Here is a 24,883-nt window from a genome sequence, read left to right as displayed (position 1 = left end):
GAAAGGAACGATCATGGCTGCTCACGGATACGATAAAGGCCGGCTTAACCTGCCCTTCGTCGGCATTTCCACTTTTGCCAAGAGCCCTTATGTCGAGAACTGGGACCAGATCGACGCCGTTGTCGCGATCCTCGGCGCACCGTTCGATTTCGGTACGCAGTGGCGGTCCGGCGCCCGCTTCGGGCCAAGGAGCATCCGCGAAGCGTCCACTCTGTTTGCCTTCGGCCACGCCGGTGCCTACGATCACGAGGACGACGTGACGTATCTCGAAGGTGTCAGGATCGTCGATATCGGCGATGCAGATATCATTCACACCGACACTGCTTCGAGCCATGCCAATATCGAGATCGGTGTTCGCAAGATCCTTTCGGCAGGCGCGCTCCCGGTTGTGCTTGGCGGCGATCATTCCATTAACATCCCCTGCATCAACGCCTTCAGCGATCAGGAACCTGTCCATCTCGTGCAGTTCGATGCGCATCTCGATTTCGTCGATGAGCGCCACGGCGTACGCTTCGGCCACGGCAGCCCGATGCGTCGTGCTTCGGAAAAGCCCTGGGTGACTGGCATGACGCAGCTCGGCATCCGCAATGTGTCATCCACCGCCAAGGAAGGCTACGACCATGCCCGCGCCCAGGGGTCGGACATCCTGTCCGTGCGCCAGATCCGCAAACTTGGCGTAGATGCGGTTCTCGAGCGTATTCCAGCAGGCAAACGCTATTACCTCTCCATCGACATCGACGGCTTCGATCCATCGATTGCACCCGGCACCGGCACACCCAGCCATGGAGGCTTCATCTACTATGAAGTGCTGGAATTGATTGCCGGTCTTGCAAAGCGTGGCAGCATCGTTGGCATCGACCTCGTCGAAGTCGCTCCCGACTACGATCACACCGGCACAACAGCAATTCTCGCCGCCCAGCTGCTGCTCAATACTATAGGCCGGATATTCGCGGTAAATGTCTGGCCGCACGATCACATATGTTGACGTTCCCCCGAAATGATGAAGGAGCAACTCGCCGCCTTCGGGATGCCATCTCATGTTATCTCGCACGTCGTGACGATGGCCCGGCTCCACCGGGACAACCGGTACGATCGGTTCAGTGAAGATGTTGAAGGGCTGACCGGTATACCTCCGATGAGCGTTCGGGAGTTCGTGCAGAAGAACACGCAAGCCTTCGCACCGGTCGCGCCTTCGAGCGCGGGAGAATGAGCATGGTTTTAGACCGAAACGGCGCTCGCAAAGCGGCGTAGGGAGGCGTTCCAGAACGAACGGCATCGTGGTTGCGGGGGCAGGATTTAATCATTACTTGCGATCGACGAAGACTTCTTATGTGATGCTGAAATTTTTCTTTCTGGAAACCGTAGCGCATTATTTCGTACCGCAGCGTAGAAGCAGAACCAAACTATGTTTATCGCCGCTCTCGAGCGAGATTGAGTTGAGAGACTTTTCGAAATGCATAATGGTCCGCTAGGCGGCCTGCGGAATTTGGCGCGCCGCGCCGGGTGATGATGAGAACTATGTCTACTCCATAGCCCTCTAAGGCCCTCGTTTTTTCAGAATCGAGACCCATTGCCCTCCGTCCGTGGTTTTGGCTGACTGTAAAAACTGGATGAGGCGTTGCCGGATTTCATCTTCGCAGTCCGCCGATCGATTTCGCTCCCGACTGGACCAAGCACGGCCGCGCAGCACCCTTCAAGCGCAACGACGAGATGCTGGAAATCCTGCCCAAGGGCGTGATGCACTTCCCGGGCACCGGCATCAACGACAACCTCGCCGACAAGGCCAAGAAGCTCGGCATCCCGGTCTGGAAGTTCGGCGGCGCGTGAGCGCCGCCCTCAACAGCTACGGCAAGGTCTGGTGGCGAGCGGACAGCCGGATTCCGGGCGGCACGGGCGATAGCTGCCGTCCCGAAAATGATGGTATTTTGGGAGAATACCGCTGTCTTATCGATGTATCTATCGCGGCGTGGGGAGCTCGACAGTCTGGCCAACAACATCGATCGCCACCTTACCTCGAAGCCCACGGGAGCTTCCGCCTTCGAGCAGTTCATGCGCTTCGCCTAGGCGAGCCAAAGGAAACACTGCGCCGATCACCGGCTTGATCAGACCGCGTTCGATAAGGTTTGTCAGCGCGTCGAGCTTGCCTCGGTTCTGACGGGTGAACACGAAATGGTAGGCGGCGTTCTTTCCCCAAGCCTCGATCAGGTTCTGCGGCTGTGCGATGTCGACGATGCTGACCAGCCGTCCGGCATCCGCGAGGGCGAGCGCGCTTCTCGTCAGGGTGTCGCCTCCGATGGTGTCGAATACGACATTCACCCCTTGCCCATGCGTCAGCTCCGCCACGGCTGAGACGTAGTCATCGGAGGAGTGATCGATTACCTCGTCCGCTCCGAGCGAACGCACGAACTCATGGTTGCTACGGCGCGCCGTCGTGATGACCCGCGCGCCCATCGCCTTGGCAAGCTGGATCGCCACCGTACCCACACCGCCGGCACCGCCATGGATCAGAATGGTCTCGTGAACGGCAAGTTGGGCGCGGGTCACCAAAGCTTCCCAGACCGTCCCCCCGACCAGCGTCAGACTGGCAGCCTCCAGATGGTTGATGTTGTGCGGCTTGCGGGCGACCAGATCGACATCGGCAACGTGCTGCTCCGCATATGAGCCGGGGCCGCCGAAGATTTTGGGCGTGTAGTAAACCTCGTCGCCTACGTCGAACTCGCTCACATCCGCCCCCTTCTCCTCCACGACGCCGGAAACGTCGTGACCGATGATGGCGGGGAGCGGCACGTAGTCGGCGTAGTCGCCACGTCGGATCTGATAGTCCAGGGGATTAATGGCGGTGGCGTGAACGCGCACCCGGACCTGCCGAGGTCCGACGACCGGTACGGTAGCATCGCGCATCTCGAAAGCGTCGAAGCCACCGAACTTGGCGAGGACGATCGCCTTCATGGTGTCGGTCATGATCTTACCTTTCTCAAAATCAATGATGGTAAGAGCTTTAATAGTGGATACCCACATCATATGTAATACGCACAAAATTTACCCTAGGTACACAAAAGGATACTGCAATGGTCAAGCGGCGCCACACCAGTCTGGATAGCAATCCCGGTTGCGCGGTAGAGGCGGCGATCAGTCTGATCGACGGAAAATGGAAATGCGTTGCGCTTTGGTATCTTCAGGAAAGAGGTACTGTCCGTTTCAACGAGTTGATGCGCTTGATGTCCGGGGTCACGCAGAGGACCTTGACCAATCAGTTGCGCGAATTGGAAGCCGACGGACTGATCAATCGCGTAGTCCATGCTCAGGTACCACCCAAGGTCGAATACAGCTTGTCTGATCGGGGCCGGACATTCATACCGATCCTTCTATCCCTCTCAGCTTGGGGAGAAGCCAATATGGACCTGTTCCAGCAATCTAAGGCGGCGGCTTCGTGACTCCTCCCCAAGCTGCAAGTCCGTGCGATGGCACGGGCCGTCCATAAATGAAGGTTCAGCGGGATAGCCGGCGCAGGATGGGTCTTCCCGATGCGTCCGGTCGGTCTACTTTCCCGAAACCTGATGTGGATTGCCGGACCGACCGGGCTTCAGCGCGACATGTTTGTATTCGATGAAGTCATCGAGCGCGGCGGCACCATTCAGCCTCCCCAATCCTGAAAGCATGAATCCGCCTTCTTCGGTGCTGTCGTAGACCTTCGCCCAATCATTCACGAAGACGCTGCCCACCTCCAGCGCCTGAGCGACCCGCAACGCGCGGTCCAGATCTCGCGTCCAAACGCTGGCGGACAAACCGTATTCGCTGTCGTTGGCGAGCGCGATGGCATCGGTCTCTTCGCAGAACCGCTGGATGGTGAGGACGGGACCGAAGGTTTCCTGCTGCACGATCGGGAGGCTGGTGTCCGAGACTTCGAGCAGGGCCGGGCGAAAGAACGCCCCATTCGCCAGCGGGCCGTCGGTGATCGGTCCGCCGCGGACAATCGCTTTGGCTCCAGCATTCACCGCGTCCTGGACAATCTTGTCGACCCGCTCGACGTTGGGTTTGTCGATCAACGGTCCCATGTCGCTTTTGGGATCAGAGGCGGGCCCGACCCGTACATTCCGCAGCCGCCCGGCAAGCCGATCGCGAACGGTGTCATAGACCACTTCCTGTACGAGCAGCCGCGAGCCCGTCATGCAGAACTGGCCGGCGAATACCGTCAGCGCTTTTTCCAGAACGGGCAGCATGGGTTCCATGTCGGCGTCGTCGAACACGATCATTGGCGCTTTTCCACCCAATTCAAGTCCGAAGCGTTTCATTCGGCGCGCCCCGACCGCGCTGATCGCAACGCCGGTCTTCGTGCTTCCCGTGAAGCTGATCGTCGGCACGTCGGCGCTTTCGACAAGGAGCGCGGCCCCATCCGATTCGCTTTCAACGAAAATGTTGATGACGCCGTTCGGAAGGTCCGAGGGTTCTGCGAGGGTCTCCGCCAGCACGCTAGCGATCTGGGCGGCCTGCCCTGGCATCTTGATGACGACCGTGCATCCTGCGGCGAGTGCGGGCGCGAACGATCTGACCGCCAGAATGATCGGAGAGTTCCAGGGAACGATGACTCCCGCTACGCCCATCGGCTGTCGTAGGACGATCGAAAGGCCCCCGGTCGCGGTTGCATGGCGCGACCCGCTTCGGTTCGCGCCATCGCCGCCCAGTAGCGCAGCTTGCTCGGGGCGCCGTCAGCCTCAAGTGCGGCTTCGCCCCGAACCTTTCCATTCTCGAGCGAGAGGATGTCTATCAGTAGATCGCGGTTCCGCTCGATCGCCAAAGCCATCTGGTCGAGCACTTTGGCTCGCAGTTCGGCATCATGTGCCCAGGCCGTGCTTCGAAAGGCGCGGCTCGCGGCTTCGATGGCGGACCCGGCAGCCGCGCCGCCATCATCCGGATATTCGCCGATGCGTTCGTAGGTCGCCGGATTGATGGAGATGCCAAGGCTCGCCGACGAAACGAACGCGCCATTGATCCAATTCTTGGCCGAATAAGTCGTCATCTGAAAGTCCTTAGATAGCTGCATGACATGACGGTCCCTCCACCGCCGTGAATGGACTGGTGTTGCTAGAGAGCTGCTGCTCGTGCTTGCGCCCGCTGCGACCTGGCTTCAGCGGGCACAGAGGGCGTCGGGGATCAGGTCAGGAACGGCGGAGCGTTTTCGCCGCGCAGGCGATAGTTGGGACGCGGGCGTTCAAGACGGATCGATTCGAGCACTGTGTAGGCGTGATACTTGGTCTGTGTGGTCGCGCCGGCGAGCCGCTCCGACCAGAGCTGGCCGTTGCTGCTGCGCTTCTCGAGTACATATTTAGTGGCGTAGTTCGCCATCGAGTTGATCCAGTTCTCGGTGCCGACGAACACTTTGTCCCAGCCGGCGCCGTCCAAGATGCTGATCAGGGCATCCGACCGCGAGAACCGGTCGACGGCCGCTTGCGCGCCGTCAAGGACGTCGGCGAAATACTCAATCGACGCCTTGACCGTCTCAGGCGTGCCGTACTTCATGTGGTGACCGGCCACGAGGAAGTCGAAGTCGAACTCGAGGAGCTGTTCCTGGGCCTGATACCAGCCGGTTATGTTTTGCGAAGCGTCGCAGTGCATGAAGGTGGCGCTGCCGGGGCTGATGATGTCGATGACGGTCAGCACCTTCTGCGCTGGCGCATAGATGAAGATGTTCCCGGGGCAGTGGTTCTCACCCTTGTACGACAGCTCCAACGTCACGCCGCCGACCGTCAGCGTGTGTTCCTTGTCGAAGGTCAGGGTCGGGATCGGACGGTTCGGATCGGGAAACCTCTCGAGCAGTTCCTTGGTGATCTCGTGAGCGACGGTCTCGACGTTCGGCCCGAACACGGAGGCGGCGCCGATATGATCGGTGTGCCAGTGGCTGTAGATGACATGTGTCACGGGCTTGTCGGTGACATCCTCGATCGCCGCGAGCATGTTCTCGCCGATTGTCGGCGGGGCATCGATCGCGATCACGTCGTCGTCCGTCACCACGAACGCCGCATCATAGCCACCGCTGGTAACCCAGTAGAAGCCGCCGCGCAGCTCCTCGACATGGTAGCCCAGCTTCTGGAAGCGCTCGCTAGTGAAATAGGATGGATAGTAGTTCGGGGGATCGGCCGGATGCTCACCCGCCTCGGGAAAGCCGTAATTGTCGATCGCGAAGAATGCCGGCGTATCGCTGGCATTGATGGCTTTCTGATGGTTGTTGCACATGATCCGCTTCCTTTGCTGATGAATTGGGAGTCGCGCGGGACGCTCAGGCGTCCGTGGCGTCGAACCGGAGGACTGCCTTGATGACGCGACCGGTGGCGACGTCTTCGAACGCCTGGTTGATGTCCGCGAAGTCGTAGAAGGTGATCAGGCGGTCGAACGGGAACCGGCCCGTGCGGTAGAGGCCGATCAGTTCGGGGATCATCAGCGCCGACACGGCATCGCCTTGAATGATACCCTGGAGCGTCTGCCCGACCGTCAGACGCGATGCGTCCACCATCGCGCCCGAATGGGCGTTGAAGGCGACGAAGCCGAAATGCCCCATCGGCGCGAGGGCCCCAACTCCCGCATCGAGATTGGCGGCTCGCCCGCTGGTGTCCAGGACGAACTCGACGCCCCTCGGCTCGAGCTGTCGGATCGCGGCGGATACGTCCGCTTGGCCGACCGCATTGACGGCGTGGGTCGCGCCAAGCTCCCTGGCGAGCTCCAGGCGTTCCGCATTCACGTCGATGGCAATGACCGTCGCCGCGTCGGCGACCTTGGCGGCCATGATCGCGGCAAGGCCGACTGCGCCCACGCCGAAGACGGCGACCGTGGCGCCGACTGGAACCTTCATTGCCTTCAGGATTGCACCAGCGCCGGTCTGGAAGCCGCAGCCGAGCGGCCCCAGGATCTCCAGCGGAATGTCGCTGGGCACCTTGATGGTGTTGCGCTGATGCGCAAGCGCATAGGTCGCGAACGAGGATTGGCCGAAGAAATGGGCGTGCAGGTCGTCCGCGCCGTTCCGCTCGACACCGATGGAGCCATCCAACCTTGCACCCGCAAAGTTGGCCTCCCACACTTTCTCGCAATACGCGGCGTGAGACGACAGGCAGGGTTTGCACTGTCCGCACGAGTGGTAGGAAAGTACGACATGGTCCCCTGGCTTGAGGTGGGTGACCGACGTCCCAGTACGCACGACGATGCCCGCTCCCTCGTGGCCGAGGATAGCCGGTAGTGGCGTCGGCATCAGCTGTTGCCGGACATGGGCATCGGTCGCACAGATCCCCGTCGCGACCATGCGGACGAGCACCTCGTCTGGCCGGGGCGCTTCAACTGTCACATCCTGCATCACGAAGGGTGCATCCTTTTTCTCGACCACCGCTGCGCGAGCACGGGTGGTCGTGCTCTGCCCATGCGGATCGCGGGGAATATTCGCTGCTTCAGAGTTTCGCGAACTTGTCATCGGCGGCCTCCAGGGAGTTCGATTGCAAGGGAGGCGGATGTTGTTTCCGCAGCCCTTTCCTCGAAAATACCGATCCTGTAGTGTTGCAGTAGCCGCCAAGGTAGAAACGTGGAGTTGCTGATGCCGGAACCCGGGCCCGTTGATTTGTTGGACGTGATTGCATTCATCCGAGTGGTGGAGACCGGAAGCATTGCCAATGCTGCAGCGCGCCTCGGCATCGTCAAATCTATCGTGAGCCGACGCGTCAGTCGGCTCGAGGCCGTTCTTGGTGCTCAGTTGCTGACCCGCACGCCGAGGGGCACGAGGTTAACCGATATTGGTCGCGAATATCATGCGCATGCGGCCGCAGGCCTATTGCAACTGGAATCGGCGCAGGAGGTCGTCAGCAAGTCGACCAGCGAGATTTCCGGCCAACTGCGAATTCAGGTTCCGGCAGCCTTTGGCGAGTTTCTGCTAGCTCCGCTGCTGGCGGAATTCGCGCTACTTTATCCGCTTATCCAGTTCGATGTTCGCTTTACCGATCGTCAAGTGGATATGGTCGCCGAGGCGTACGATCTTGCGATCTGGCCCGGCGCTGTTCCGGATTCGATTCTCATCACCCGCAAGTTTGCGAAGGTTCGCTGGGCAGTGGTAGCCAGCCCGGCCTACCTCGATGCGCGCGGACGCCCTGCGGTCCCCGCTGACCTGGCGGCGCACGAAACCATCCTCTACGCGCTGGATTCCGGCCGTTGGCGCTTTCAGGGCCGCGAAGGCTCGGAGCACGTGCGCACCAGCTCCCGGTTCTGCACCGATAACGGGCAGATGCTCCTGGCCGCCGCGCGTGCAGGTCTGGGGATTGTACTTCTTCCACTGTTCATGGTTGAAGGCCTTCTGGAGCGAGGTGAACTCGAAGCGGTCCTGCCCGATTTCCCGCACGAAGGGGGTGATCTCCAGATATTCATGCCGCCCGCGCGGGCCGGTATCGCGCGTGTGCGAGCATTGGTGGATTTCCTCTACGAGAAGTTCGACCGGGAAATCTGAGTCGTTCGCGGGTCAGGCAATCTCCAGGCCGCCAGAACCAGCAGGGCACCACCAATCGCCATCGCGGCCAGTGCGGTAGTAACACCTCGGCCAGGGCGTGGCGGCTGCCAGCCACCATCACTCGATGCACCATGAGGGCCGCCCGCGGCCGCGGGCTGATCGACTGTGTTGGCGCTGCGCTGAATCCGCAGTTCCGCCATCTTCCGCCGGATGCGTAAAGCGAGGATAACCGCCAGATATGCCGTCGTGAGCGCCGCCAGTGCGGCTGCGAGGCGGTGCGCATCGGATTGTGCCGTGAGCGGAGCATCGCCAGCTGCCAAGCGCCCGTCCATGTAGCTTCCCAGGAGCGCAGGTCCGGCAAGCGCGCCGAGTGCGTTCACGACGCCAAACAGCGCGATGAAGCTGATCAATTCCCTGCTGCCGTACTGACGTGGGTTGGTGATGCCGAGCAGCAGCCGGACCCAGGAAGAAGGTCCCAGCAAACGCGGTCCCCGCCTGCGACACATAGAAGCGCGACAGATCAAGCGAATTCGCAGTGGTGCTCTCGCCAAGGGCCGCGATCGCCACGATCCCGATGGCCAGCATCATCGGCCGCGCAACCTTCTCGACGTTCATCGAGAAGGCGCTGGCGAGGACGCCGCAGGCGGCGCGGTCAACATGATCGCCGAAAGCGTGAAAAGTTCACGCGTCGTGCCGCCGAGCGACCGCACCGTAGCCCTTGCGACATCCTGTTCGGCCAAAACGATCCGCGCCAGGAAAACGGCCACAGCGAACCGCGCGACCTCGCCGCGTCCAAGCCAGCGCAAATTGAGCAGCGGCGTCGTACGACGGGTCTTAATCGCGCCAGCTGTCAGCAAGGCTGCGATGGCGACGATGAGCGAGATAATTATCCACGGCGCCTGGAGCCATCCTTCCCAGCGGCCTAGTCCCAGCATCGCCGCGACCGACGCCAGCCCACCGCCCATCAGCACGGAGGTAAGCAGGTCAAGCGGCCAGAAGACCCGATCTCGCTCGGCCTGCGGCAGACGCAGCAGCTCCACGGCGGCGAACGACAGCAGGGCCAGACCGGCTTCGAACAGGAAAAGCGAACGCCATCCCTGGCTGGCGAGCAATAATGGCGAGAGGAGCCGTGCCAACGGAACTGCGCACTGCGTCACGCCGATGCCGAGCACCAGTCCTCGCAAACGCCATCTCTCGGGAAAGGCCTGCATCATATGGAAGAGGCAAAGTGGGATCAGCGCGACGGGGATGAACCCGCTGGCGGCGCGCAGCAACAATACGGTGCCGCGGTCTGAAACTAGAAGATGATCGATCGCGAGTGCAGCGTAGAGGCCGAGCGAAGTCAGGGCGAAGCGGCCAAAGCAGACGTCCCGGCCCGACCTGACCTATCGACCAAGATCAGCCCGAAGTGGCCATTTCATCGAGCCGGCGCACGTTCCCCAGGCTGAACCGTCAGATAGCTGGTTGGAGTATGGCTGGTGACCACAGCCGGCCCCTCCGGTTCTCCTGGATCGTAAAACAGACGATTGACCGAGTCATAGAGCAGGAAATGGTCCCCATCGACGTGGACCACGGCCACACCTTGAATATCACTCCATTCGCTGGTTCTTATCGGCGCGCCGATAGGCCAGCCGAGGGACCTCAACACCCGGCAGACGTCATCCCACCTCGTATAGTGGACTGACCTCTCGCCCCAATCCACCATGGCCGCGACCTGATCATAGGTCATGCCAGTGAGCATTTGCAGGACGCGAACTCCACAGCCGTCATCCCTTGGCAATTGTGAGTGAAAGGGAAATCGAACTTGGCCGGGCTGGCGCAGCGACATGGTTGAACTCCTTGAGATTCACCAGTCTCGGCATATTGGGCAGCAAAGCAAGGTGGCAACGCCAACCTTGGCCGCTAGGGCAAGACGCTTCGGCGTATGTAGCGATAGGTCTGCTCTCTGGAGGCGTCGAAACTGAACTAGAACCTTGTCGGCGGCGGGCAATTGGTGGAGCGTAGCTCGTGAAGAATCGCGAGATTTTATTTCTGTCCTGTCGTGCTTCATGCGTCTATTCAAAATCACTATTGCCGCCTTCATCATTTCTTTGTTTTCGGTAGCCACCGCCCAATCGACGCGGCAGCAATTTACCGTGCCAACGCCGAGTGGGAGATTTTGGTCGAGAGCTTCGGGAACTGCGCAAACGCAACCGGTCCGGCAGTTCTGATCTTGAGCGGCAGCAGGGGCTTTGCAGCGCCCGTTTATGACGAATTCGGGCAGAAGTTCCGGGCGGCGCGTGGGGATCCTTGCCTTGCCGGTTCCAGCAGCATGTCGAGGTTGGTGTAGAAATAGGCCGCGCGGTTGATGGCGGCCGGAACGGCGCTCGCCTCCGCCAGGCGCTCGGACTCGTAGAGCACCGTGAGATCGCCGATGCCGTCGCCCTCCATTGCGCCATAGGTCGATTGCATCAGGATTTTTTCGAGACCGGAATCCTTAAGCGTGCCCCTCGATCCATGCCGCCTCTTCCTCCAGTCCGAGCAGGCCGAGCTTGCAGGTCCGCACCCGGCCGACGTTCTCCGTGGTGACGAGCCCCGTCTCCTCCAGGATGCCGCGTAGGGTGGCGTCCGAAAGAGGCATCGAGGCGGGCCGCCGCTGTGGCTTGCTTCCCCGCGCGACGGGCCGGTCCGCTCCTGAAAGACACGCGACCTGGACGCCGTTCGAACACGCTATTTGATGATGGTGCAAAGTGGAATGAGAGTGGGGAGCTAGTAGGTGGTAATATCTAGTTAGCTCCCACTCTCCTATCTTACAAGTCACGGACCCGCTGGCGTGTGTTTAGGTCAGCGTGCCGCCATCAACGGTCAGGATGGTTCCGGTGATTTGTCGGGCCGCACCAGATGCGAGGAATGCTACCGCAGCCGCGACATCCTCCGGCTCGCCGTACCGGCCGAGCGGAATTAGGGCACGCTGGAAATCTCCAAACTCGCCCTCGGCCGGGTTCATTTCCGTGTTGGTTGATCCCGGCTGAATGAGGTTGACAGTGATGTCACGGGGGCCAAGTTCCCGCGCCAGACCGCGGGTAAATGATTGAAGTGCCGATTTGGTCATTGAATAAACCGTCGACGGTCCGACAATGCGTTCTGCGCCTGCGGAGCCGATTGTGACGATCCGGCCACCTTTGCCAAGATACGGCATCGCGGCTTGCGATGCCAGGATCGGTGAGCGAGCGTTGACAGCAAAAAGGGCGTCGATCTCGGCGAGGGTGAAGTCCGCCACATCCTTATAGATCGCGATAGCCGCGTTGTTCACCAATATGTCGAGGCCGCCCAATGCCTGCGCCGCTTGATCAACCGACCGCTTGACCGCCTCGGGGTCCATACTATCAGCCTGGATAGCCACCGCCTTGCGCCCTTTGCCTTCGATCGTCGCGACAACTTGCGCTGCCCGATCAGCGGCGCGTTCGTACGTGATCGCAACGTCGGCGCCTTTTTCGGCCAGAGCGATCGCTATCGCGGCGCCAATGCCGCGGGACGCGCCAGTCACCAGCGCACGTTTACCTGCTAGTTCACTCATCGATCATTCCTTTCGTTATCGACAGGGGAAATGTTCGCCCGGCCGAATTGCGGAGGGCGTCCGTGCGGCTTGCCGCCGTACGATTATTTTCGGTTACGCGATCAGGACCGGCAGACCGCTCAAGCGGCGGTTGTCCATGTCGTCATGCGCTCGGGCTATCTCATCGAACGGATAGCGTGTGGTTTCGAGATCATCGAAAATTCCTGAGCGCAGCGCATCCCATAGCTGGGAAGTTGCGATCTCGACTGCCGGTCCCCGGACATATTGAGGGGTACCACCGCTGCGGACATCTACCCCCCGTCGCACAAGATCGGGGGCCGGCGCTGGCTGACCCGACGCGGCTCCCATCGCGGCAATCACTCCACCATCACGGACGCTTGACACGCCAAGCGCGAAGGTCGCCCGGCCGACCAAATCATAGACGACATCGACACCGTCAGGTGCGATCGCACGGATCTTGGCGGCGATATCTGGCTCGCCAGCGCGGAGGGCATGGGTGGCACCGGCCGCGACCTTGTCGAACTTATCCGGCGATCCGGCGACGCCGATCACGGTTGCGCCCAGCGACTTTGCCCAGCGAGACAGGATAGCGCCCACGCTTCCCGATGCCCCAAGTACCAGCACCGTGTCGGCGGATTTGAGATCGTGGAGACCACGCATCCCCATCCAGGCCGTCCCACCCTTCGCCAGGAAGGTCGCCGCAGTCTCGTTCGAGATATCGGCGGGCAGCCGGATGAGCGGCGCGGTCGGAATAATCCTCTCGGTGGCATATGCGCCTTCCGAAAAGAAGTAAGCGACCCGGTCGCCGATCGACAGCCCCTCGACGCCGGATCCGACCTCGGTGATCGTCCCGGCCGCTTCAAAACCGGGGACCGCCGGCAAAGCCATCGGATACTGGCCTTTTCGTATCATCGTATCGACGAAGTTGAGGCCGATCGCGTCTTGAATGAGCCTGACCTCGCCGGCACGTGGCGCGCGCAGGTCTTTCTCGATGACTTGCAAGACCGACGGGCCGCCGGTCGACTGCATTTGAATAAATCTTGTCACGATATTGTCTCCGGGTTTGAGATGGCGCGCGGCGCTTCCGATCGCAGACGGATGGAGCGCAGCGATGTTCAGTCGAACTTGACGAGGTTGAGAGCGGGCAGCGGGCCGCCCGGGAACTGAACCAGCTGGCTGCCGACCGCAAGCGCGCCGAGATCGATCCCGAAGAAGCCGATGCGATCAATGATGGCGGCGACCTCCGCCTTCGCTCTCATATCGTTGCCCGAATAAAACAGGACGCGCCTGCCGCCTTCCGATTGGGGGTCGCCCGACAGTTGCTTTGGCGTCAGGTGGTTGAACGCCTTGACGACGCGCGCGCCTGGCACAAGGGCGGTGAAAATATCCGTAGAGGTGCGGCCGCCAAGGTCCGCCGGCCTGTAAAGCGGCGCTTCGATGGAGTTGTTGGCGTCGATTACGATCCTGTCGTCGAAGTTGAAACCGGCGAGCGCGCCAGGTATCTTTGACCACGGGACTGCCACGAGAACGATGTCTTGCGCCGCGGCCTCTTGGACGCTTCCAGCCCGGATTGTGCTGCCAAGCTTTGAAACAAGCGCAGTGAGGCTCTCCGGTCCACGGCTGTTTGCGATCACGGCTTCGATTCCTGCCTTGCCGAGCGCCGTGGCAAATGCGCCCCCTATATTGCCGGCTCCGATAATTCCAACGGTCATGATCCAGTCCTTTACGGTGCGGTGAGAATTGTATCCGCGACGGTCGGTTTTCCCGCTGCATCCTTGGCCTGATGCGGTTGGCGTCGCAGAAAACCGGTGCTGCTGTTGACTGGAATATGGCTGGCAAATACACGCAGCATAAGTCATAGATGAATTGTTTTAGTTTCAATCAATGTTTGAAGGTTGCTTATTATGGAGACGCTGGCAAACCTAGAAGCGTTCGTTCGAAGCGCGGAAGCGAGCAGCTTTTCCGGGGCTGCTCGGCGTCTCTCGATCACACCGGCCGCAGTCAGCCGGAACGTTGCGATGCTGGAACGGAACCTCGGCATACGGCTGTTTCACCGCTCGACGCGGAAGTTGACCTTGACCGAGGCGGGGGAGTCCTTTCTGGCAAGCATCGGCGACAGCCTGAACCACCTTCAGGGGGCAATCGACGGGGCATCACAAACGAAGGGTGAGCCTGTCGGCGTTCTGAAGCTCAGCATGAGTTTAACGTTCGCTATGGGATACGTTCTACCCGCACTGCCCGACTTTCTGGCCCGTTATCCGGGCGTCAGACCCGACTGGCATTTCGACAGCCGCAAGGTCGATCTTATCGCCGAGGGTTTCGACGCCGCGATCGGCGGTGGTTTCGAACTCAATCCGGGCATCGTTTCCACGACGCTCGCACCGGTTCACGTTATCGCGGTCGCATCGCCTGGCTATTTCGCTGGACGTCGCCGGCCGACTAGCCCCGCTGATCTGGCCGATCATGCCGGAATACTGATGCGGTCCTCGAATTCGGGCCGGATTAGGCAATGGATAATGCGCGACGCCCAAGGGCGCGAAGAGCGCGCGCTGCTCAACGAAACGATCGTGATGAGCGACGCCGCGCCCATGGCGCAGGCGGCGATCGCGGGGCTGGGCATAGCATTGCTGGCCGTACCCGATGTGCTGCAGCATATGGAAAGTGGTGCGCTCGAACGTATCCTTCCGAAGTGGTATGCCGATGCCGGATCTATCTCGCTGTACTATTCAGCCCGCGTGCTCCAACCGCTGAAAACCCGCGCTTTCATTGACTTCTACACTGAATATTTCCGTAGTGAGCGTCTTAGCGCCCGATTTGCAGGCAGCCTCAGATAGCGTCCACGCGTCCTTGTCATATTCTGGCCAGGATCGTTCGCCTTTCCAGGCAAAAGAGCCGCAATCCTCGACCATTGCACATCGTTCAACTCATATCGCTTCGCAGCCATTCTCAGACACCATGCCAACAAAACACGGTGTCCTATGAATCAGCCATCAGGTGATTAGCGAATCCTGAATGTCGCTTGGTCCTAGTCGATCGGTTGCACTTCTTCACGCATCTTTGGGTTCCTCGTTGCGCAACACTGGGTTCTCGAACCCCTATCTTGATCGAGGCCGGTCCGATCCGAGATGATTGGCGATGATGCCGAGGTGGCGCCGATCGCGGCGAACTCGGTCCCAAGTTACGAGAAGGACCAGAATTATGCTGCAGAGATCGATTGACCGCGTCACAAGCATACCTCCACTCGGCCCGGGCTTCGACGGCGAGCGGCACAAGGCCGCATTGGTGATCGCGCCCGGCGACCTTGCCTCGACCGATCCGTTCTTCCTGATGGCCGACGACAACATCACACTGGAGGGACGTTTCGGCGATGCACATCCCCATGCCGGCCTCGAAAGCGTAACCTTCATGCTCAAAGGCACGATGGAGGATACCGGCGGCCGGCTGGAGGAAGGCGATGTGGAGTGGATGACCGCGGGCAGCGGCATCGTCCACTCGGAGAATGCGGTGGTCTCGACGGGGATGCGTCTGTTCCAGCTCTGGCTGATCCTGCCGGAAGCGCAGCGCAACATGCCCCCCCGGGTGCAGGTCCTGCGCCGTGTCGATATGCCGGTGCACGCTGAGCCGGGGGTCACGGCGACGGTCTACAGCGGCCAGCTTGGGGATACAGCGGCACCGACCTTGAACGCGGTGCCTGTCACGTTGATCGACATCCATCTGGAAGCTGGAGTCGCCTTCGCGCCGCAACTGCCGGCTTCCTACAACGCTTTCGTCGTGACGATCGACGGCGAGGTGAAGGCCGGCGCCACCGGCGCGCCGCTCGCCACGGGTTCGGTAGGCTGGACGTCGCCCATGGGCGATGGCGTGAGTTCGCTCACGCTGCGCGCAGGCGATCGCGGCGCGCGGGTCCTGCTGTATGCCGGGCAGCCGCAGAGCATCGACGTCGTCGCGCAAGGACCGTTCATCGCGGGGTCTCGGGACGAACTCGCAGGCTACTACGCCGCCTATCGCCACGGGAAATTTCCGCACGCCGGCACGATGCGACCGGTCGCCCACGCGTGAAGATCGTTGTCCGGCAACATCCGAGGGAAATGGTTATGGCCAGAAAAGTCGAAATGCAGTCGATCGGCACGCCCGCCGTCCTCAAGATCGTCGAGACGGACGTCGGATCACCCGGGACGGGTCAGGTACGACTTGTCCAGGATGCTATCGGCATCAACTATGTCGACGTGATGGTGCGCACGGGGCACTTCCCGATGCGCCTGCCCGCCACGCCGGGCTTCGAGGCGGCGGGCGTGATCGACGCTGTCGGACCGGGCGTGAAGGGGTTCGAACGGGGCGACCGCGCCGCTTATTTCTTCGTCGAGGGGGCCTATGCCACCGCGTCACTGAAACCCGCAGAGAATCTGGTTCGGCTGCCCCATGACATCTCCAACGAGGTCGCGGCAACGTTCCTGGCGAAGGGCCTGACCGCGTGGATGGGGTTGTATGCGCTGCACCGGATCACCGCCGGCGAAGTCATCCTCGTGCTCGGCGCATCGGGCAGTGTCGGTTCAATTCTTTCGCGTTGGGCACGAGCGCTCGGCGCGACGGTGATCGGCGTGGCCGGGACGGATGAGAAGCTCGCCAAAGTCGAGGCGGGCGCGACCCACGCGTTCCTCGCAAGCGACCCGGAGCTGTCCACCAAGATCCGCGCGATCGCGCAGGCCGGTGTCGATGTGGTCTATGACTTTGTCGGGAAAGCGACCTTTCCAGTGGTCGTTGCCGCCGTGCGCGATGGCGGCGTGATCGCGGCGATCGGCGCTGCGTCGGGGCAGCCTACGGCAGCGACCGATCAGATCGCGTCGCGCGGCATCCAGATCCGTGCCGGCGGAACCCCGCAGTATGTGCATGGCGGAACCGTCGCGGGCGCTACGGAACAGCTCTGGGATGCCGTTCGGGGAGATCTTTTCAGCGACCTCGAAGCCGTCCGCTATCGCTTCGACCAGATCGGTGCAGCGCACGCCGACATGGAGAGCCGGCGACTGACGGGTCTTCCCGTCTTGACCGTCTGACGGGCAGCGCCATGCTTGTCGCTGATAACACATTCGAATATATATCCACATGATGGATTTGCACGGCATCGACCTAAACTTGCTCGTGGCGCTCGACGCGTTGATCGCCGAGCGAAACGTCACGCGTGCCGGCCAACGTATCGGACGCACGCAACCAGCAATGAGCGCCGCCCTCAGTCGTCTGCGGGGATTGCTGCGGGACGAATTGTTCGTCAGGGGACCCAACGGCCTCCAGCCCACGCCACGCGCGCTGGAATTGGCGGAGCCGATCTCGCTGGCACTGCGCAACATTCAGCAAACGCTGGAATTCACCCAAGAGTTCGATCCATCTGCTGCGGCGATGACGTTCTCGCTGGGGCTCTCGGGGCATACCGAAAGCGTGGTTCTTCCGCCTCTGATCCGGATCCTCGCCGACCGGGCGCCGTTCGTTGACCTTCGGGTTCGCGACTATGGGAGCCGGGACGAGGCCACGCGCATGCTGGACGCCGGCGAGGTTGACATGGCGGTCGGAATTCCGCCGGTCGAGACCGGCCGAATCCTGAGCGCCCGTTTGTTTCAGGATCGCTTCGTGTGCATCCTGCGCAGAGACCATCCTGCGGCAAACCAGCCGTTCGACATGGAACAGTTTCTGGCAATGCCACACATCCTGGTCTCGCCGGAGAACGAAGGGCTGGACGTGGCCGACGCCGCGCTCGCCACCAAGGGCCTGAAGCGCCGGGTCGCAGTCACGGTTCAGCATATGGCGAGCGCGCCGGAACTCGTCGCCGCTTCCAACATGGTGGCAACCGTTCTCGAGAGCGTCGTCAGGCGATCGGGTTGTTCGGAGCAGCTCACGGTGCGGGACTTTCCGCTGCGGCTGAATCCCGTTCCGTTCGTCCTGAACTGGCATCGCCGCAATGACGCGCATCCGGCACAGCGCTGGCTCCGCAGCTGCCTTACCGGCGCCTTCCCGCACGTGTGGCAAGGCTCTGAACAGGTCTGCGCCGACCTCCGACTGCAATATTACTGAGGCAGGCCTCACGGCTAGTCATCCATGCGATGGATGATGATGCATATCACATATCGATTTCAAGATATCGATCCCGCCCGTTTAAATGCCCGGCGACAGCGCCAATGAGCGCTCGAATATCAATGCGGGAGCATAATCATGACAGACAGGAAGTTTCGTGTCGGGATCATCGGCGCGGATACGCAGGCGAGCTGGGCTGGCGCATCACACGTCCCGGCGCTTGCGGCGCAGCCATCGCTGGTGCTGGCAGGCGTGGCTACACGCCGGGAAGATAGCGCGAGGGCTGCGGCCGAGGCGTTCGGCGCCGAACGTTGGTACGCCGATCCCTATGAGCTCATTCGCGACGACGGCATCGACGTCGTAACCGTCGCCGTGAAGGTTCCGGCGCACTATGACCTGGTAATGGCAGCGCTGAAAGCGGGCAAGGCGGTCTATTCAGAGTCACCGCTCGGATCGACCTTAGCGGAAACCGAGGCAATGGCAGCCGCGTCCAAGTCGCTTCATACCGCGATCGGATTGCAGGGCCGCCACAATCCGGCTGTGCGCCGCGCCGCGGAGCTGGTCACGTCCGGCAAGCTTGGGCGTCTTCTGTCGGCCCGCGTCGACGCGACGACGTTCGGTTACGGGCCCCAGACGACGAGCAATTATGACTATTTCAACAAGGCCGCGTCGGGCGCGAGTTTCATGACGATCACGAGCGCCCATGTCCTCGACGTGATCGAAGCGGTTTTGGGCAACATCACCGAGGTCGACGCTCGCGTCGCGCTCCTCTGGCCGGAGATCGAGGTCGTCGATACCAGGGAGATTTCGGCCCGCGAGATCCCGGACCATCTCGACCTGATCGCCAAGACAGCGAGCGGAGCGCCGGTGTCGGTCCAGGTGCTCGCCGGCGTTCCGGCCGGAGACGCACGCTTCACTTTCGAGATTCGGGGAAGCGAGGGGCGGCTGACCCTGACCGGCAATCACCTCGCCGGCGCACAGGTCGGCGATCTCAGCCTCACGGCGACCGTCGCATTCACACCACCCGACGCACCGATCGCGACAGGTGTCGGCCCGACCGCCGCGGACTTCTGGGCAGGCGCTGCGATCAACGTCGGGGAAGTCTACGCCTCGCTCGCGCGTGACCTGATCGCAGGCACTTACAAGACGCCGGGATTCGATCACGCGCTTCGCAACAGCCGCTTGGTTGCTGCGGTGGAGCGCGCAGCCCGAACGGGCGAGCGGCAGCGCGATCTCGGCTGACCTGATCATTAAACGGGACCCGGCGTCACGTTCTACGCGCCGGGCCATCAAGACAAGGAGATGTGGTATGCGATTGCGCAAGCTTGGCAGCAGCGGACTGTTCGTGTCCGAGCTCTGCTTCGGTGCGATGACCTTCGGTGGATCGGACGGTCTGTGGGGACAGGTCGGAAAACTGGGGCAGGACGATGCGGATACGCTGATCGGCGCCGCGCTGGATGGGGGCGTCAACCTCTTCGATACGGCCAACATCTATGCGCATGGCCGAAGCGAGGAGATCCTGGGTCGATCACTCAAAAATTTGGGTGTGGCGCGGGACGATGTGGTTGTTGCGACGAAGGTGGCGTCGTCCATGGGCGATGGACCGAACCGAGGCGGCGCGTCTCGGCTTCACATCCTGAGCGAGTGCCGCGCCAGTCTGCGCCGGTTGGGGCTCGACCATATCGATCTCTACCAGATTCATGCCTTCGACCCGGCGACCCCGATGGAGGAAACGCTGGAGGCGCTCGACACCCTGGTTCGTGCAGGCGATGTCCGCTACATCGGGCTTTCAAACTGGGCCGCCTGGCAGATCATGAAGGCGATCGGCATTACGCGCGCGCGAAATCTGGCGCCGATCACCTCGCTGCAGGCTTATTACACGCTCGTCGGCCGGGACGTGGAGCGCGAGATCGTGCCACTCCTCGCCTCCGAGCAGGTGGGTTTGATGGTATGGAGCCCGCTCGCCGGCGGCTATCTGACCGGAAAGTACGCCGACGGCGGACATCCCGAAGGCGCGCGGCAGACCGAGCTCGACTTCCCGCCGATCGACCGCGTCCGGGGTGAGCCGCTGATCCGCGTCCTCAAGGACGTTGCCTGCAAGCATGATCGCAGTTCCGCGCAGGTCGCGATCGCGTGGCTCCTCAAACAACCGGTAGTGTCGACCGTCATCATCGGCGCCAAACGGGTCGAGCAGCTGCGCGAAAACGTTCAGGCCACAGAGGTCCAGCTTGACCCGGACGACATGGCACGACTCGATTCCGCCAGCCACCTGCCGATCGAGTATCCGGGCTGGCTTCTGAATGCGCCGAGCAATCGCAGTTCGTAATCATTACCTGATCATTGCAGGATATATGGCCGTCGTTCGCCTGGGTTCCTCAAACTGCAACCCCATGTTCCATGTCTGCCAGCTACTGCAACGCGATAGAGGCGATTATCTTCCACACATCGCTCACAAGGAGATATTCATGCCGGCAGTCCTCGTTCACGGTGTTCCTGACACCCATCGCCTTTGGGATCCCGTTCGCTCACATCTGGCGCGCACCGATATCGTCGCGCTTGATCTCCCGGGCTTTGGCACGCCGCTGCCGTCAGGCTTCGCCTCGACCAAGGAGGAGTATCTCGACTGGTTGATCAAGCAGGTCGAGCAGATCGGCGAACCCGTGGACCTGGTCGGTCATGACTGGGGCTGCCTGCTGACAGGGCGCCTCGCGTCGGTCCGCCCCGATCTGGTGCGAACCTGGACCGGAATCAGCGGGCCCATCGATCCAGAATACCCATGGCACTATCTCGCCAAGATCTGGCAGACGCCAGGTGAAGGCGAGCAATGGATGAAGGACCTCGACCTCGAGGAATTTGCGGCGAAGCTCGTCGAGGCGCAGATGCCGCGAGATGCAGCGGATGAATCGGTTCGGCATCTCGATGCCACTATGCGGGCAAGCATTCTCGCACTTTACCGTTCCGCAATCGAGGTCGGCGCGGAGTGGAAGCCGGGTTTGAGCAGCATGACCGCGCCAGCGCTGGTGATCTGGGGCCTGGACGATCCGTTTTTGCCGCACCGCTTCGCCGACGAGCTCGGCAATGCCACACGCGCACGCGCCGTCGTGAAGCTGCGCAGCTCACATTGGCCGATGATAGAGCGTCCGGCCGATGTCGCGCGCGAACTCGAGGCCCATTGGACTCACGTTTAATTACCTGCGTTTGCCTTACTTGGGCTCAAACCCACGCAGCCGCAACGCGAACGGCAATGATTGGTCACCCGCTATGCGCCCAAGCATTTGTCCGGAAACGAAACCATGGTGAAGCAGCACGGCGAGCATTGCCCGGGTTGCACCAGACAGGAGCACGCCTACATGACAAATTCAGCAAACACCCGGATCGGCGTTGGCATCGTCGGCGCCAGTGCTGATCGAGGCTGGGGCGGAATTGCTCACGCCCCGGCGCTGCGGGCGCTCGATGCGTTCCAGATCCGCGCTGTCAGCACGACTCGTATAGAGAGTGCGAACGCGACCGCTAGCCGACTAGGCGCCGATCTTGCCTTTGACACACACCAGGCGCTGGTCCTGCGGCCGGAGGTCGACTTGGTGGTGGTTGCGGTTAAGGTGCCGGAGCACAAGCAGATCGTTTCTGACGCGCTCGCCGCGGGCAAGATGGTCTATTGCGAATGGCCGCTCGCGCGAAACCTATTGGAAGCCGAAGCGCTAGGGGGGCTTGCCCGCGAACGGCAGCTCAAGACGGTCATCGGGTTGCAGGGCGGCCTGCACCCGCCGATCCGTTACCTTCGCGACCTCATCCAGCAGGGCGTGATCGGCATGCCGCTCAGCACGAGCATCCGAGCGCATTTGACCGACGCCATGTGGGTCGGCCGATATGACCCGCCGTTCGAGTACATGGCTCGCGCAGAGAATGGCGCCACGCTTCAAAGCATCATGCTCGGCCACGCGCTCCAACCGCTCGCGCACGTACTCGGCGCATTTGAGAGCCTGTCCGCCGTCGTCGCCAATCAGCGAGGCGACGGTGTCCGCCTCTCGGATGGCACGTCCCTCCCGAAGGACGCGCCGGACGAGATCGTCGTCGCCGGCGTTCTCGAAGGCGGGATCGTCACTTCGCTGCACTACAGTGCCGGGCAGTCCGCCGGCTCGGCGATGGTGTGGGAGATCCAAGGCACCGAAGGCAGTCTGCGCGTCGAGACGGCATCGGGCTACATCCACTTCGGCGATGTGACCATCACTTTGCGCCGCGGCAGCGAGCCTGTCCAGCGGCTACAGGTCCCGCCCGCATATGCGGCTCCCGACCTGCAACTCGACGCACCCGCGGCTGGTGTCGCCCGCCTCTACGCCCAGTTCGCCGCCGACCTCCGCGATGGAACCGCCGATGCGCCGGACTTCGCGGTCGCGCTCGACCGTCACCGGGTGCTCGAGGCGATCACACAGGCCGCTGAAACGGGTCATCGCCAGCATCTGTCCCACTCAGCGTAGCCAACTCCGATCTCTGAAACCCGGGAAGCGCCCTGATCCGCCCCGCCGTCGCCCATCTACGCGCCCGACCGTAAGGCCGAGCGACCGTGTGAGCACCTGCCGGCTTTCGCGTACGCTCCAGGTCGACGGCCATGGCGGCTGCGGCGAAGATCGTCATCTCAGCTTTCCGTCGAAGCCCCCAGATACGTGTCAAATCTGGGCAAATCAGGGAAAATGCGGCGTATCGGTATTAGAAAGCTACAACTCGGTGGCAAGAGGGGCTCTTCGCGGATTAAGGCGCACCTTCCCACTTTGCGGGAGCACTAGCATGAGGATACTTCTGGTCGAGGACGAGGTGGAGTTCGCCAAAGCAATGCGCGGCGCCCTCGAACGCGATCGCTTCGTGGTCGACTGGGTGACTAGCATTTCGCTTGCCAGTGAAGCATCCCGGTCGCACCTGCACGAGCTCGTTCTGCTTGATCGTACACTCCCTGACGGCGACGGCCTCAGCCTTATTCCGCAGCTGCGGGCAGACAATCCGGGCGTGCCGATCATCGTCTTAAGCGCCCGTGGGGAGTTGACCGACCGAGTAGCCGGGCTCGACGATGGTGCCGACGATTACCTGGTGAAGCCTTTCGACCTGGCGGAAATGCTTGCTCGCATCCGGGCCGTGCAGCGCCGCCCGAACGAACTTGCACCAGACGAGATCGTCGTCGGTGACCTCGTATTCGACATGGCCTTTGGCGAAGCACGGGTTCACGGAACGCAGTTGGTACTGCAAAGGCGTGAAGTTGCAGTACTCACTGCGTTGATTCGGCGTCGCGGGCGCGTTGTCCTGCGCGAGACGATCGAGGAAGCAGTCTACGGCTTCGACGACGCTATCCAGTCGAACACACTCGATTCCCACATCTCACGCTTGCGTCGAAAATTCAGCGAAGCTGGTGCCGGCGTCGAGATTCATACGGTCAGAGGAGTGGGCTATTTGCTCAGGGCACAGGATTGAAGCGCTGTCAGCCATCATTGAAGACGCGCCTCGTTGCAAGGCAGCTGATCCTCCAGTTTCTGACGGTCGCGGCCGCCGCCATCGGCTTCATTATCTTTTTCGTAAATTCGTCTCTTGACGGGATGTATGTCGAGGAGGCCGTCGTAAAAGTCGCGGCAAACTCAATCGTTCGGGATGCGGCTGGAGCACCAATAGTGGAAGTGACGCCCGAGCTGGCGAAGCTTCGAGAGGAGTCGCCGGATCTCTGGTTCGCGGCCCGGCTTAGCGACGACAGTGTGGTTGCCTTCGGCCAGGTGCCGGCGGAGTACGCTCCTCTCGTTCCCCACCTCGACAAACTGTCTTCGGCAGACATGCGCGGGCAGTTCGATCCCTTTACCCTTTCCGCCCTCGTTCGACGGGAATCCGGCCCCGCTGGCGATATGAAGATCATTGCGCATGGTCGGGTCCAACCCTTCACAGCGCTCATCACAATAGCATCCAATCTCGTAGCGACTGCCGTTTTCCTCGCCCTGGCTCTCGTCTCCGTCGTCGTGACGCCAATGATCATCACGCGTGCCTTGGCCGGCGTCATAAAGACTGCGGAGGAAGCAGAGCGGATCGACGCCGGGCGCCGCGGCCTCCGTCTCTCGGAAGACAAGGTTCCACGGGAGATCGGCCCGCTCGTCCGCGCTGTCAATGAAGCTTTCGACCGTCTCGATGAAGGTTATGATCGCCAGAACCGCTTCATCGCGTCGGCCGCTCATGAACTGCGTACGCCGATCGCTATTTTGAGAATGAAGATCGACACCGCGAGCGACAAAGGCCTGCGGTCGCTCTTGCCGGACATATCACGGCTTGCGACGCTATCCGAACAACTGCTTGATCTTCATCGATTGGACAATGGCGCGCCGAGTGACCGGATCGACCTGGTCGCGCTCGCCCGTAGTGTCGCGGCGGATCTGACGCCAGTGCTGATCGCGGCGGGCAAGACCATCGAGGTGTTTGTTCAACAGCCCGGAATGATCATGGGCAATACCGGTTCGATAGAACGCGCGCTCACAAATCTCATCCAGAATGCTGTCGAGCATGGCGGGGACGAGGTGATCGTGCGGGTCAACGGCCCCTCCGTGGAAGTGGAGGATAACGGGCCCGGCATACCGGGAGAGGAACACGAGCGGGTGCTTGAACCCTTTCATCGGCTACGGCCGCGTTCTTCCGGTGCTGGCTTGGGTCTCAACCTGGTCAAACAGGTCATGGATCACCATAGCGGCCGCATCACGATCGCAGAGTCCCCCAGCGGTGGGGCGATCGTACGATTAGCGTTCACTGCGGTGTCGTGACCGCGGCCGAGGCAATGT

23 protein-coding genes and 3 pseudogenes are annotated in these 24,883 nt (G+C 61.6%); 14 read left to right on the top strand and 12 right to left on the bottom strand.

Going from position 1 to position 24,883, the window contains the following annotated elements:
• Nucleotides 1–13 precede the first annotated feature (13 nt).
• Both speB and RGR602_RS39930 read left to right on the top strand, forming a co-directional pair.
• Complete coding sequence (gene speB, locus RGR602_RS27130; RefSeq protein WP_040115111.1) at nucleotides 14–985, top strand: agmatinase; 972 nt, start codon at nucleotides 14–16, stop codon at nucleotides 983–985.
• Nucleotides 986–1,641: 656 nt separating this feature from the next.
• A pseudogene (locus RGR602_RS39930) lies at nucleotides 1,642–1,827 on the top strand (hypothetical protein); the annotation flags it as partial.
• A gap of 129 nt (nucleotides 1,828–1,956) precedes the next feature.
• On the opposite strand, the gene RGR602_RS27120 reads toward RGR602_RS39930, so the two are convergent.
• Nucleotides 1,957–2,961 carry a zinc-dependent alcohol dehydrogenase family protein gene (locus RGR602_RS27120; protein ID WP_040115108.1) on the bottom strand — a complete coding sequence of 335 codons (1,005 nt, stop codon included), beginning with the start codon at nucleotides 2,959–2,961 and terminating at the stop codon, nucleotides 1,957–1,959.
• A gap of 107 nt (nucleotides 2,962–3,068) precedes the next feature.
• Between RGR602_RS27120 and RGR602_RS27115 the strand changes: the two genes are divergently transcribed.
• The gene (locus tag RGR602_RS27115) at nucleotides 3,069–3,434 is read left to right on the top strand and encodes a winged helix-turn-helix transcriptional regulator (protein WP_040115107.1); all 366 of its coding nucleotides are present in this window, start codon (nucleotides 3,069–3,071) and stop codon (nucleotides 3,432–3,434) included.
• 105 nt (nucleotides 3,435–3,539) lie between these two features.
• Here RGR602_RS27115 and RGR602_RS27110 read toward each other — a convergent pair.
• The 3 genes and pseudogenes from RGR602_RS27110 to RGR602_RS27100 form a co-directional block, all read right to left on the bottom strand.
• Nucleotides 3,540–5,017 (bottom strand): annotated as a pseudogene (locus RGR602_RS27110) (aldehyde dehydrogenase family protein).
• 134 nt (nucleotides 5,018–5,151) lie between these two features.
• Nucleotides 5,152–6,231, bottom strand: a complete 1,080-nt coding sequence (locus tag RGR602_RS27105) for an MBL fold metallo-hydrolase (RefSeq protein WP_040115106.1) — start codon at nucleotides 6,229–6,231, stop codon at nucleotides 5,152–5,154.
• Between the two features lie 43 nt (nucleotides 6,232–6,274).
• The gene (locus RGR602_RS27100; RefSeq protein WP_198521593.1) at nucleotides 6,275–7,453 is read right to left on the bottom strand and encodes an NAD(P)-dependent alcohol dehydrogenase; all 1,179 of its coding nucleotides are present in this window, start codon (nucleotides 7,451–7,453) and stop codon (nucleotides 6,275–6,277) included.
• Nucleotides 7,454–7,573: 120 nt separating this feature from the next.
• Here RGR602_RS27100 and RGR602_RS27095 point away from each other — a divergent pair, with 120 nt between their 5' ends.
• Complete coding sequence (locus RGR602_RS27095; RefSeq protein WP_040115105.1) at nucleotides 7,574–8,473, top strand: LysR family transcriptional regulator; 900 nt, start codon at nucleotides 7,574–7,576, stop codon at nucleotides 8,471–8,473.
• Here RGR602_RS27095 and RGR602_RS35070 read toward each other — a convergent pair.
• The 8 genes and pseudogenes from RGR602_RS35070 to RGR602_RS27065 all read right to left on the bottom strand — a co-directional run bounded on the left by RGR602_RS35070 (nucleotide 8,446) and on the right by RGR602_RS27065 (nucleotide 13,888).
• Nucleotides 8,446–8,955: a hypothetical protein gene (locus RGR602_RS35070; RefSeq protein WP_223844130.1), complete on the bottom strand. Its 510-nt coding sequence runs from the start codon at nucleotides 8,953–8,955 to the stop codon at nucleotides 8,446–8,448. The genes RGR602_RS27095 and RGR602_RS35070 overlap by 28 nt on opposite strands.
• Before the next feature lie 129 nt (nucleotides 8,956–9,084).
• Nucleotides 9,085–9,747 (bottom strand): hypothetical protein, encoded by a 663-nt coding sequence (locus tag RGR602_RS35065; RefSeq protein ID WP_203226239.1) that lies wholly within the window; start codon nucleotides 9,745–9,747, stop codon nucleotides 9,085–9,087.
• A gap of 143 nt (nucleotides 9,748–9,890) precedes the next feature.
• Entirely contained in the window at nucleotides 9,891–10,301 is a 411-nt protein-coding gene (locus RGR602_RS27085) for a hypothetical protein (RefSeq protein WP_223844129.1), read from the bottom strand.
• A 416-nt stretch (nucleotides 10,302–10,717) separates the two neighbouring features.
• A complete protein-coding gene (locus RGR602_RS27080) occupies nucleotides 10,718–10,924 on the bottom strand; it encodes a hypothetical protein (protein ID WP_040115103.1) in 207 nt (68 codons plus the stop codon).
• Between the two features lie 37 nt (nucleotides 10,925–10,961).
• A pseudogene (locus RGR602_RS36495) lies at nucleotides 10,962–11,066 on the bottom strand (ArsR family transcriptional regulator); the annotation flags it as partial.
• 225 nt (nucleotides 11,067–11,291) lie between these two features.
• The gene (locus RGR602_RS27075) at nucleotides 11,292–12,029 is read right to left on the bottom strand and encodes an SDR family NAD(P)-dependent oxidoreductase (protein WP_040115101.1); all 738 of its coding nucleotides are present in this window, start codon (nucleotides 12,027–12,029) and stop codon (nucleotides 11,292–11,294) included.
• Nucleotides 12,030–12,122: 93 nt separating this feature from the next.
• Nucleotides 12,123–13,076, bottom strand: a complete 954-nt coding sequence (locus RGR602_RS27070; RefSeq protein ID WP_223844128.1) for a zinc-binding dehydrogenase — start codon at nucleotides 13,074–13,076, stop codon at nucleotides 12,123–12,125.
• Nucleotides 13,077–13,144: 68 nt separating this feature from the next.
• Complete coding sequence (locus RGR602_RS27065) at nucleotides 13,145–13,888, bottom strand: NADPH-dependent F420 reductase (RefSeq protein ID WP_407692061.1); 744 nt, start codon at nucleotides 13,886–13,888, stop codon at nucleotides 13,145–13,147.
• Between the two features lie 45 nt (nucleotides 13,889–13,933).
• Between RGR602_RS27065 and RGR602_RS27060 the strand changes: the two genes are divergently transcribed.
• The 10 genes from RGR602_RS27060 (at nucleotide 13,934) to RGR602_RS27015 (ending at nucleotide 24,865) form a co-directional block, all read left to right on the top strand.
• Complete coding sequence (locus tag RGR602_RS27060; RefSeq protein ID WP_040115099.1) at nucleotides 13,934–14,863, top strand: LysR family transcriptional regulator; 930 nt, start codon at nucleotides 13,934–13,936, stop codon at nucleotides 14,861–14,863.
• Nucleotides 14,864–15,227: 364 nt separating this feature from the next.
• Entirely contained in the window at nucleotides 15,228–16,088 is an 861-nt protein-coding gene (locus tag RGR602_RS27055; protein ID WP_040115098.1) for a pirin family protein, read from the top strand.
• A gap of 35 nt (nucleotides 16,089–16,123) precedes the next feature.
• Nucleotides 16,124–17,080 carry a zinc-binding dehydrogenase gene (locus tag RGR602_RS27050; RefSeq protein WP_040115097.1) on the top strand — a complete coding sequence of 319 codons (957 nt, stop codon included), beginning with the start codon at nucleotides 16,124–16,126 and terminating at the stop codon, nucleotides 17,078–17,080.
• Nucleotides 17,081–17,129: 49 nt separating this feature from the next.
• Nucleotides 17,130–18,089, top strand: coding sequence for a LysR family transcriptional regulator (locus RGR602_RS27045; protein ID WP_040115095.1), 960 nt, complete (start codon nucleotides 17,130–17,132; stop codon nucleotides 18,087–18,089).
• Nucleotides 18,090–18,227: 138 nt separating this feature from the next.
• Nucleotides 18,228–19,331 carry a Gfo/Idh/MocA family protein gene (locus tag RGR602_RS27040; protein ID WP_040115093.1) on the top strand — a complete coding sequence of 368 codons (1,104 nt, stop codon included), beginning with the start codon at nucleotides 18,228–18,230 and terminating at the stop codon, nucleotides 19,329–19,331.
• A gap of 67 nt (nucleotides 19,332–19,398) precedes the next feature.
• Complete coding sequence (locus tag RGR602_RS27035) at nucleotides 19,399–20,415, top strand: aldo/keto reductase (RefSeq protein WP_040115091.1); 1,017 nt, start codon at nucleotides 19,399–19,401, stop codon at nucleotides 20,413–20,415.
• A gap of 139 nt (nucleotides 20,416–20,554) precedes the next feature.
• Nucleotides 20,555–21,277: an alpha/beta fold hydrolase gene (locus RGR602_RS27030; protein WP_040116508.1), complete on the top strand. Its 723-nt coding sequence runs from the start codon at nucleotides 20,555–20,557 to the stop codon at nucleotides 21,275–21,277.
• Nucleotides 21,278–21,439: 162 nt separating this feature from the next.
• Nucleotides 21,440–22,564 (top strand): Gfo/Idh/MocA family protein, encoded by a 1,125-nt coding sequence (locus RGR602_RS27025; RefSeq protein ID WP_040116507.1) that lies wholly within the window; start codon nucleotides 21,440–21,442, stop codon nucleotides 22,562–22,564.
• A 307-nt stretch (nucleotides 22,565–22,871) separates the two neighbouring features.
• Entirely contained in the window at nucleotides 22,872–23,546 is a 675-nt protein-coding gene (locus tag RGR602_RS27020) for a response regulator (protein WP_040115090.1), read from the top strand.
• A gap of 17 nt (nucleotides 23,547–23,563) precedes the next feature.
• On the top strand, nucleotides 23,564–24,865 hold the full coding sequence (locus RGR602_RS27015) for a sensor histidine kinase (protein WP_223844127.1): 1,302 nt from the start codon (nucleotides 23,564–23,566) through the stop codon (nucleotides 24,863–24,865).
• Nucleotides 24,866–24,883 lie beyond the last annotated feature (18 nt).

This window comes from Rhizobium gallicum bv. gallicum R602sp (assembly GCF_000816845.1).
Lineage (GTDB): Bacteria > Pseudomonadota > Alphaproteobacteria > Rhizobiales > Rhizobiaceae > Rhizobium > Rhizobium gallicum.
The sequence above is the reverse complement of the archived record's forward strand: the minus strand, read 5'-3'. Positions and strand labels throughout refer to the sequence as shown.

Bases quoted from the DNA above. Each gene is read 5' to 3' on its own strand.
- speB (WP_040115111.1), top strand. From the start codon at position 14: ATGGCTGCTCACGGATACGATAAAGGCCGGCTTAACCTGCCCTTCGTC.
- RGR602_RS27120 (WP_040115108.1), bottom strand. From the start codon at position 2,961: ATGACCGACACCATGAAGGCGATCGTCCTCGCCAAGTTCGGTGGCTTC.
- RGR602_RS27115 (WP_040115107.1), top strand. From the start codon at position 3,069: ATGGTCAAGCGGCGCCACACCAGTCTGGATAGCAATCCCGGTTGCGCG.
- RGR602_RS27105 (WP_040115106.1), bottom strand. From the start codon at position 6,231: ATGTGCAACAACCATCAGAAAGCCATCAATGCCAGCGATACGCCGGCA.
- RGR602_RS27100 (WP_198521593.1), bottom strand. From the start codon at position 7,453: ATGACAAGTTCGCGAAACTCTGAAGCAGCGAATATTCCCCGCGATCCG.
- RGR602_RS27095 (WP_040115105.1), top strand. From the start codon at position 7,574: ATGCCGGAACCCGGGCCCGTTGATTTGTTGGACGTGATTGCATTCATC.
- RGR602_RS27085 (WP_223844129.1), bottom strand. From the start codon at position 10,301: ATGTCGCTGCGCCAGCCCGGCCAAGTTCGATTTCCCTTTCACTCACAA.
- RGR602_RS27080 (WP_040115103.1), bottom strand. From the start codon at position 10,924: ATGCAATCGACCTATGGCGCAATGGAGGGCGACGGCATCGGCGATCTC.
- RGR602_RS27075 (WP_040115101.1), bottom strand. From the start codon at position 12,029: ATGAGTGAACTAGCAGGTAAACGTGCGCTGGTGACTGGCGCGTCCCGC.
- RGR602_RS27065 (WP_407692061.1), bottom strand. From the start codon at position 13,888: ATGACTTATGCTGCGTGTATTTGCCAGCCATATTCCAGTCAACAGCAG.
- RGR602_RS27060 (WP_040115099.1), top strand. From the start codon at position 13,934: ATGGAGACGCTGGCAAACCTAGAAGCGTTCGTTCGAAGCGCGGAAGCG.
- RGR602_RS27055 (WP_040115098.1), top strand. From the start codon at position 15,228: ATGCTGCAGAGATCGATTGACCGCGTCACAAGCATACCTCCACTCGGC.
- RGR602_RS27050 (WP_040115097.1), top strand. From the start codon at position 16,124: ATGGCCAGAAAAGTCGAAATGCAGTCGATCGGCACGCCCGCCGTCCTC.
- RGR602_RS27045 (WP_040115095.1), top strand. From the start codon at position 17,130: ATGATGGATTTGCACGGCATCGACCTAAACTTGCTCGTGGCGCTCGAC.
- RGR602_RS27040 (WP_040115093.1), top strand. From the start codon at position 18,228: ATGACAGACAGGAAGTTTCGTGTCGGGATCATCGGCGCGGATACGCAG.
- RGR602_RS27035 (WP_040115091.1), top strand. From the start codon at position 19,399: ATGCGATTGCGCAAGCTTGGCAGCAGCGGACTGTTCGTGTCCGAGCTC.
- RGR602_RS27030 (WP_040116508.1), top strand. From the start codon at position 20,555: ATGCCGGCAGTCCTCGTTCACGGTGTTCCTGACACCCATCGCCTTTGG.
- RGR602_RS27025 (WP_040116507.1), top strand. From the start codon at position 21,440: ATGACAAATTCAGCAAACACCCGGATCGGCGTTGGCATCGTCGGCGCC.
- RGR602_RS27020 (WP_040115090.1), top strand. From the start codon at position 22,872: ATGAGGATACTTCTGGTCGAGGACGAGGTGGAGTTCGCCAAAGCAATG.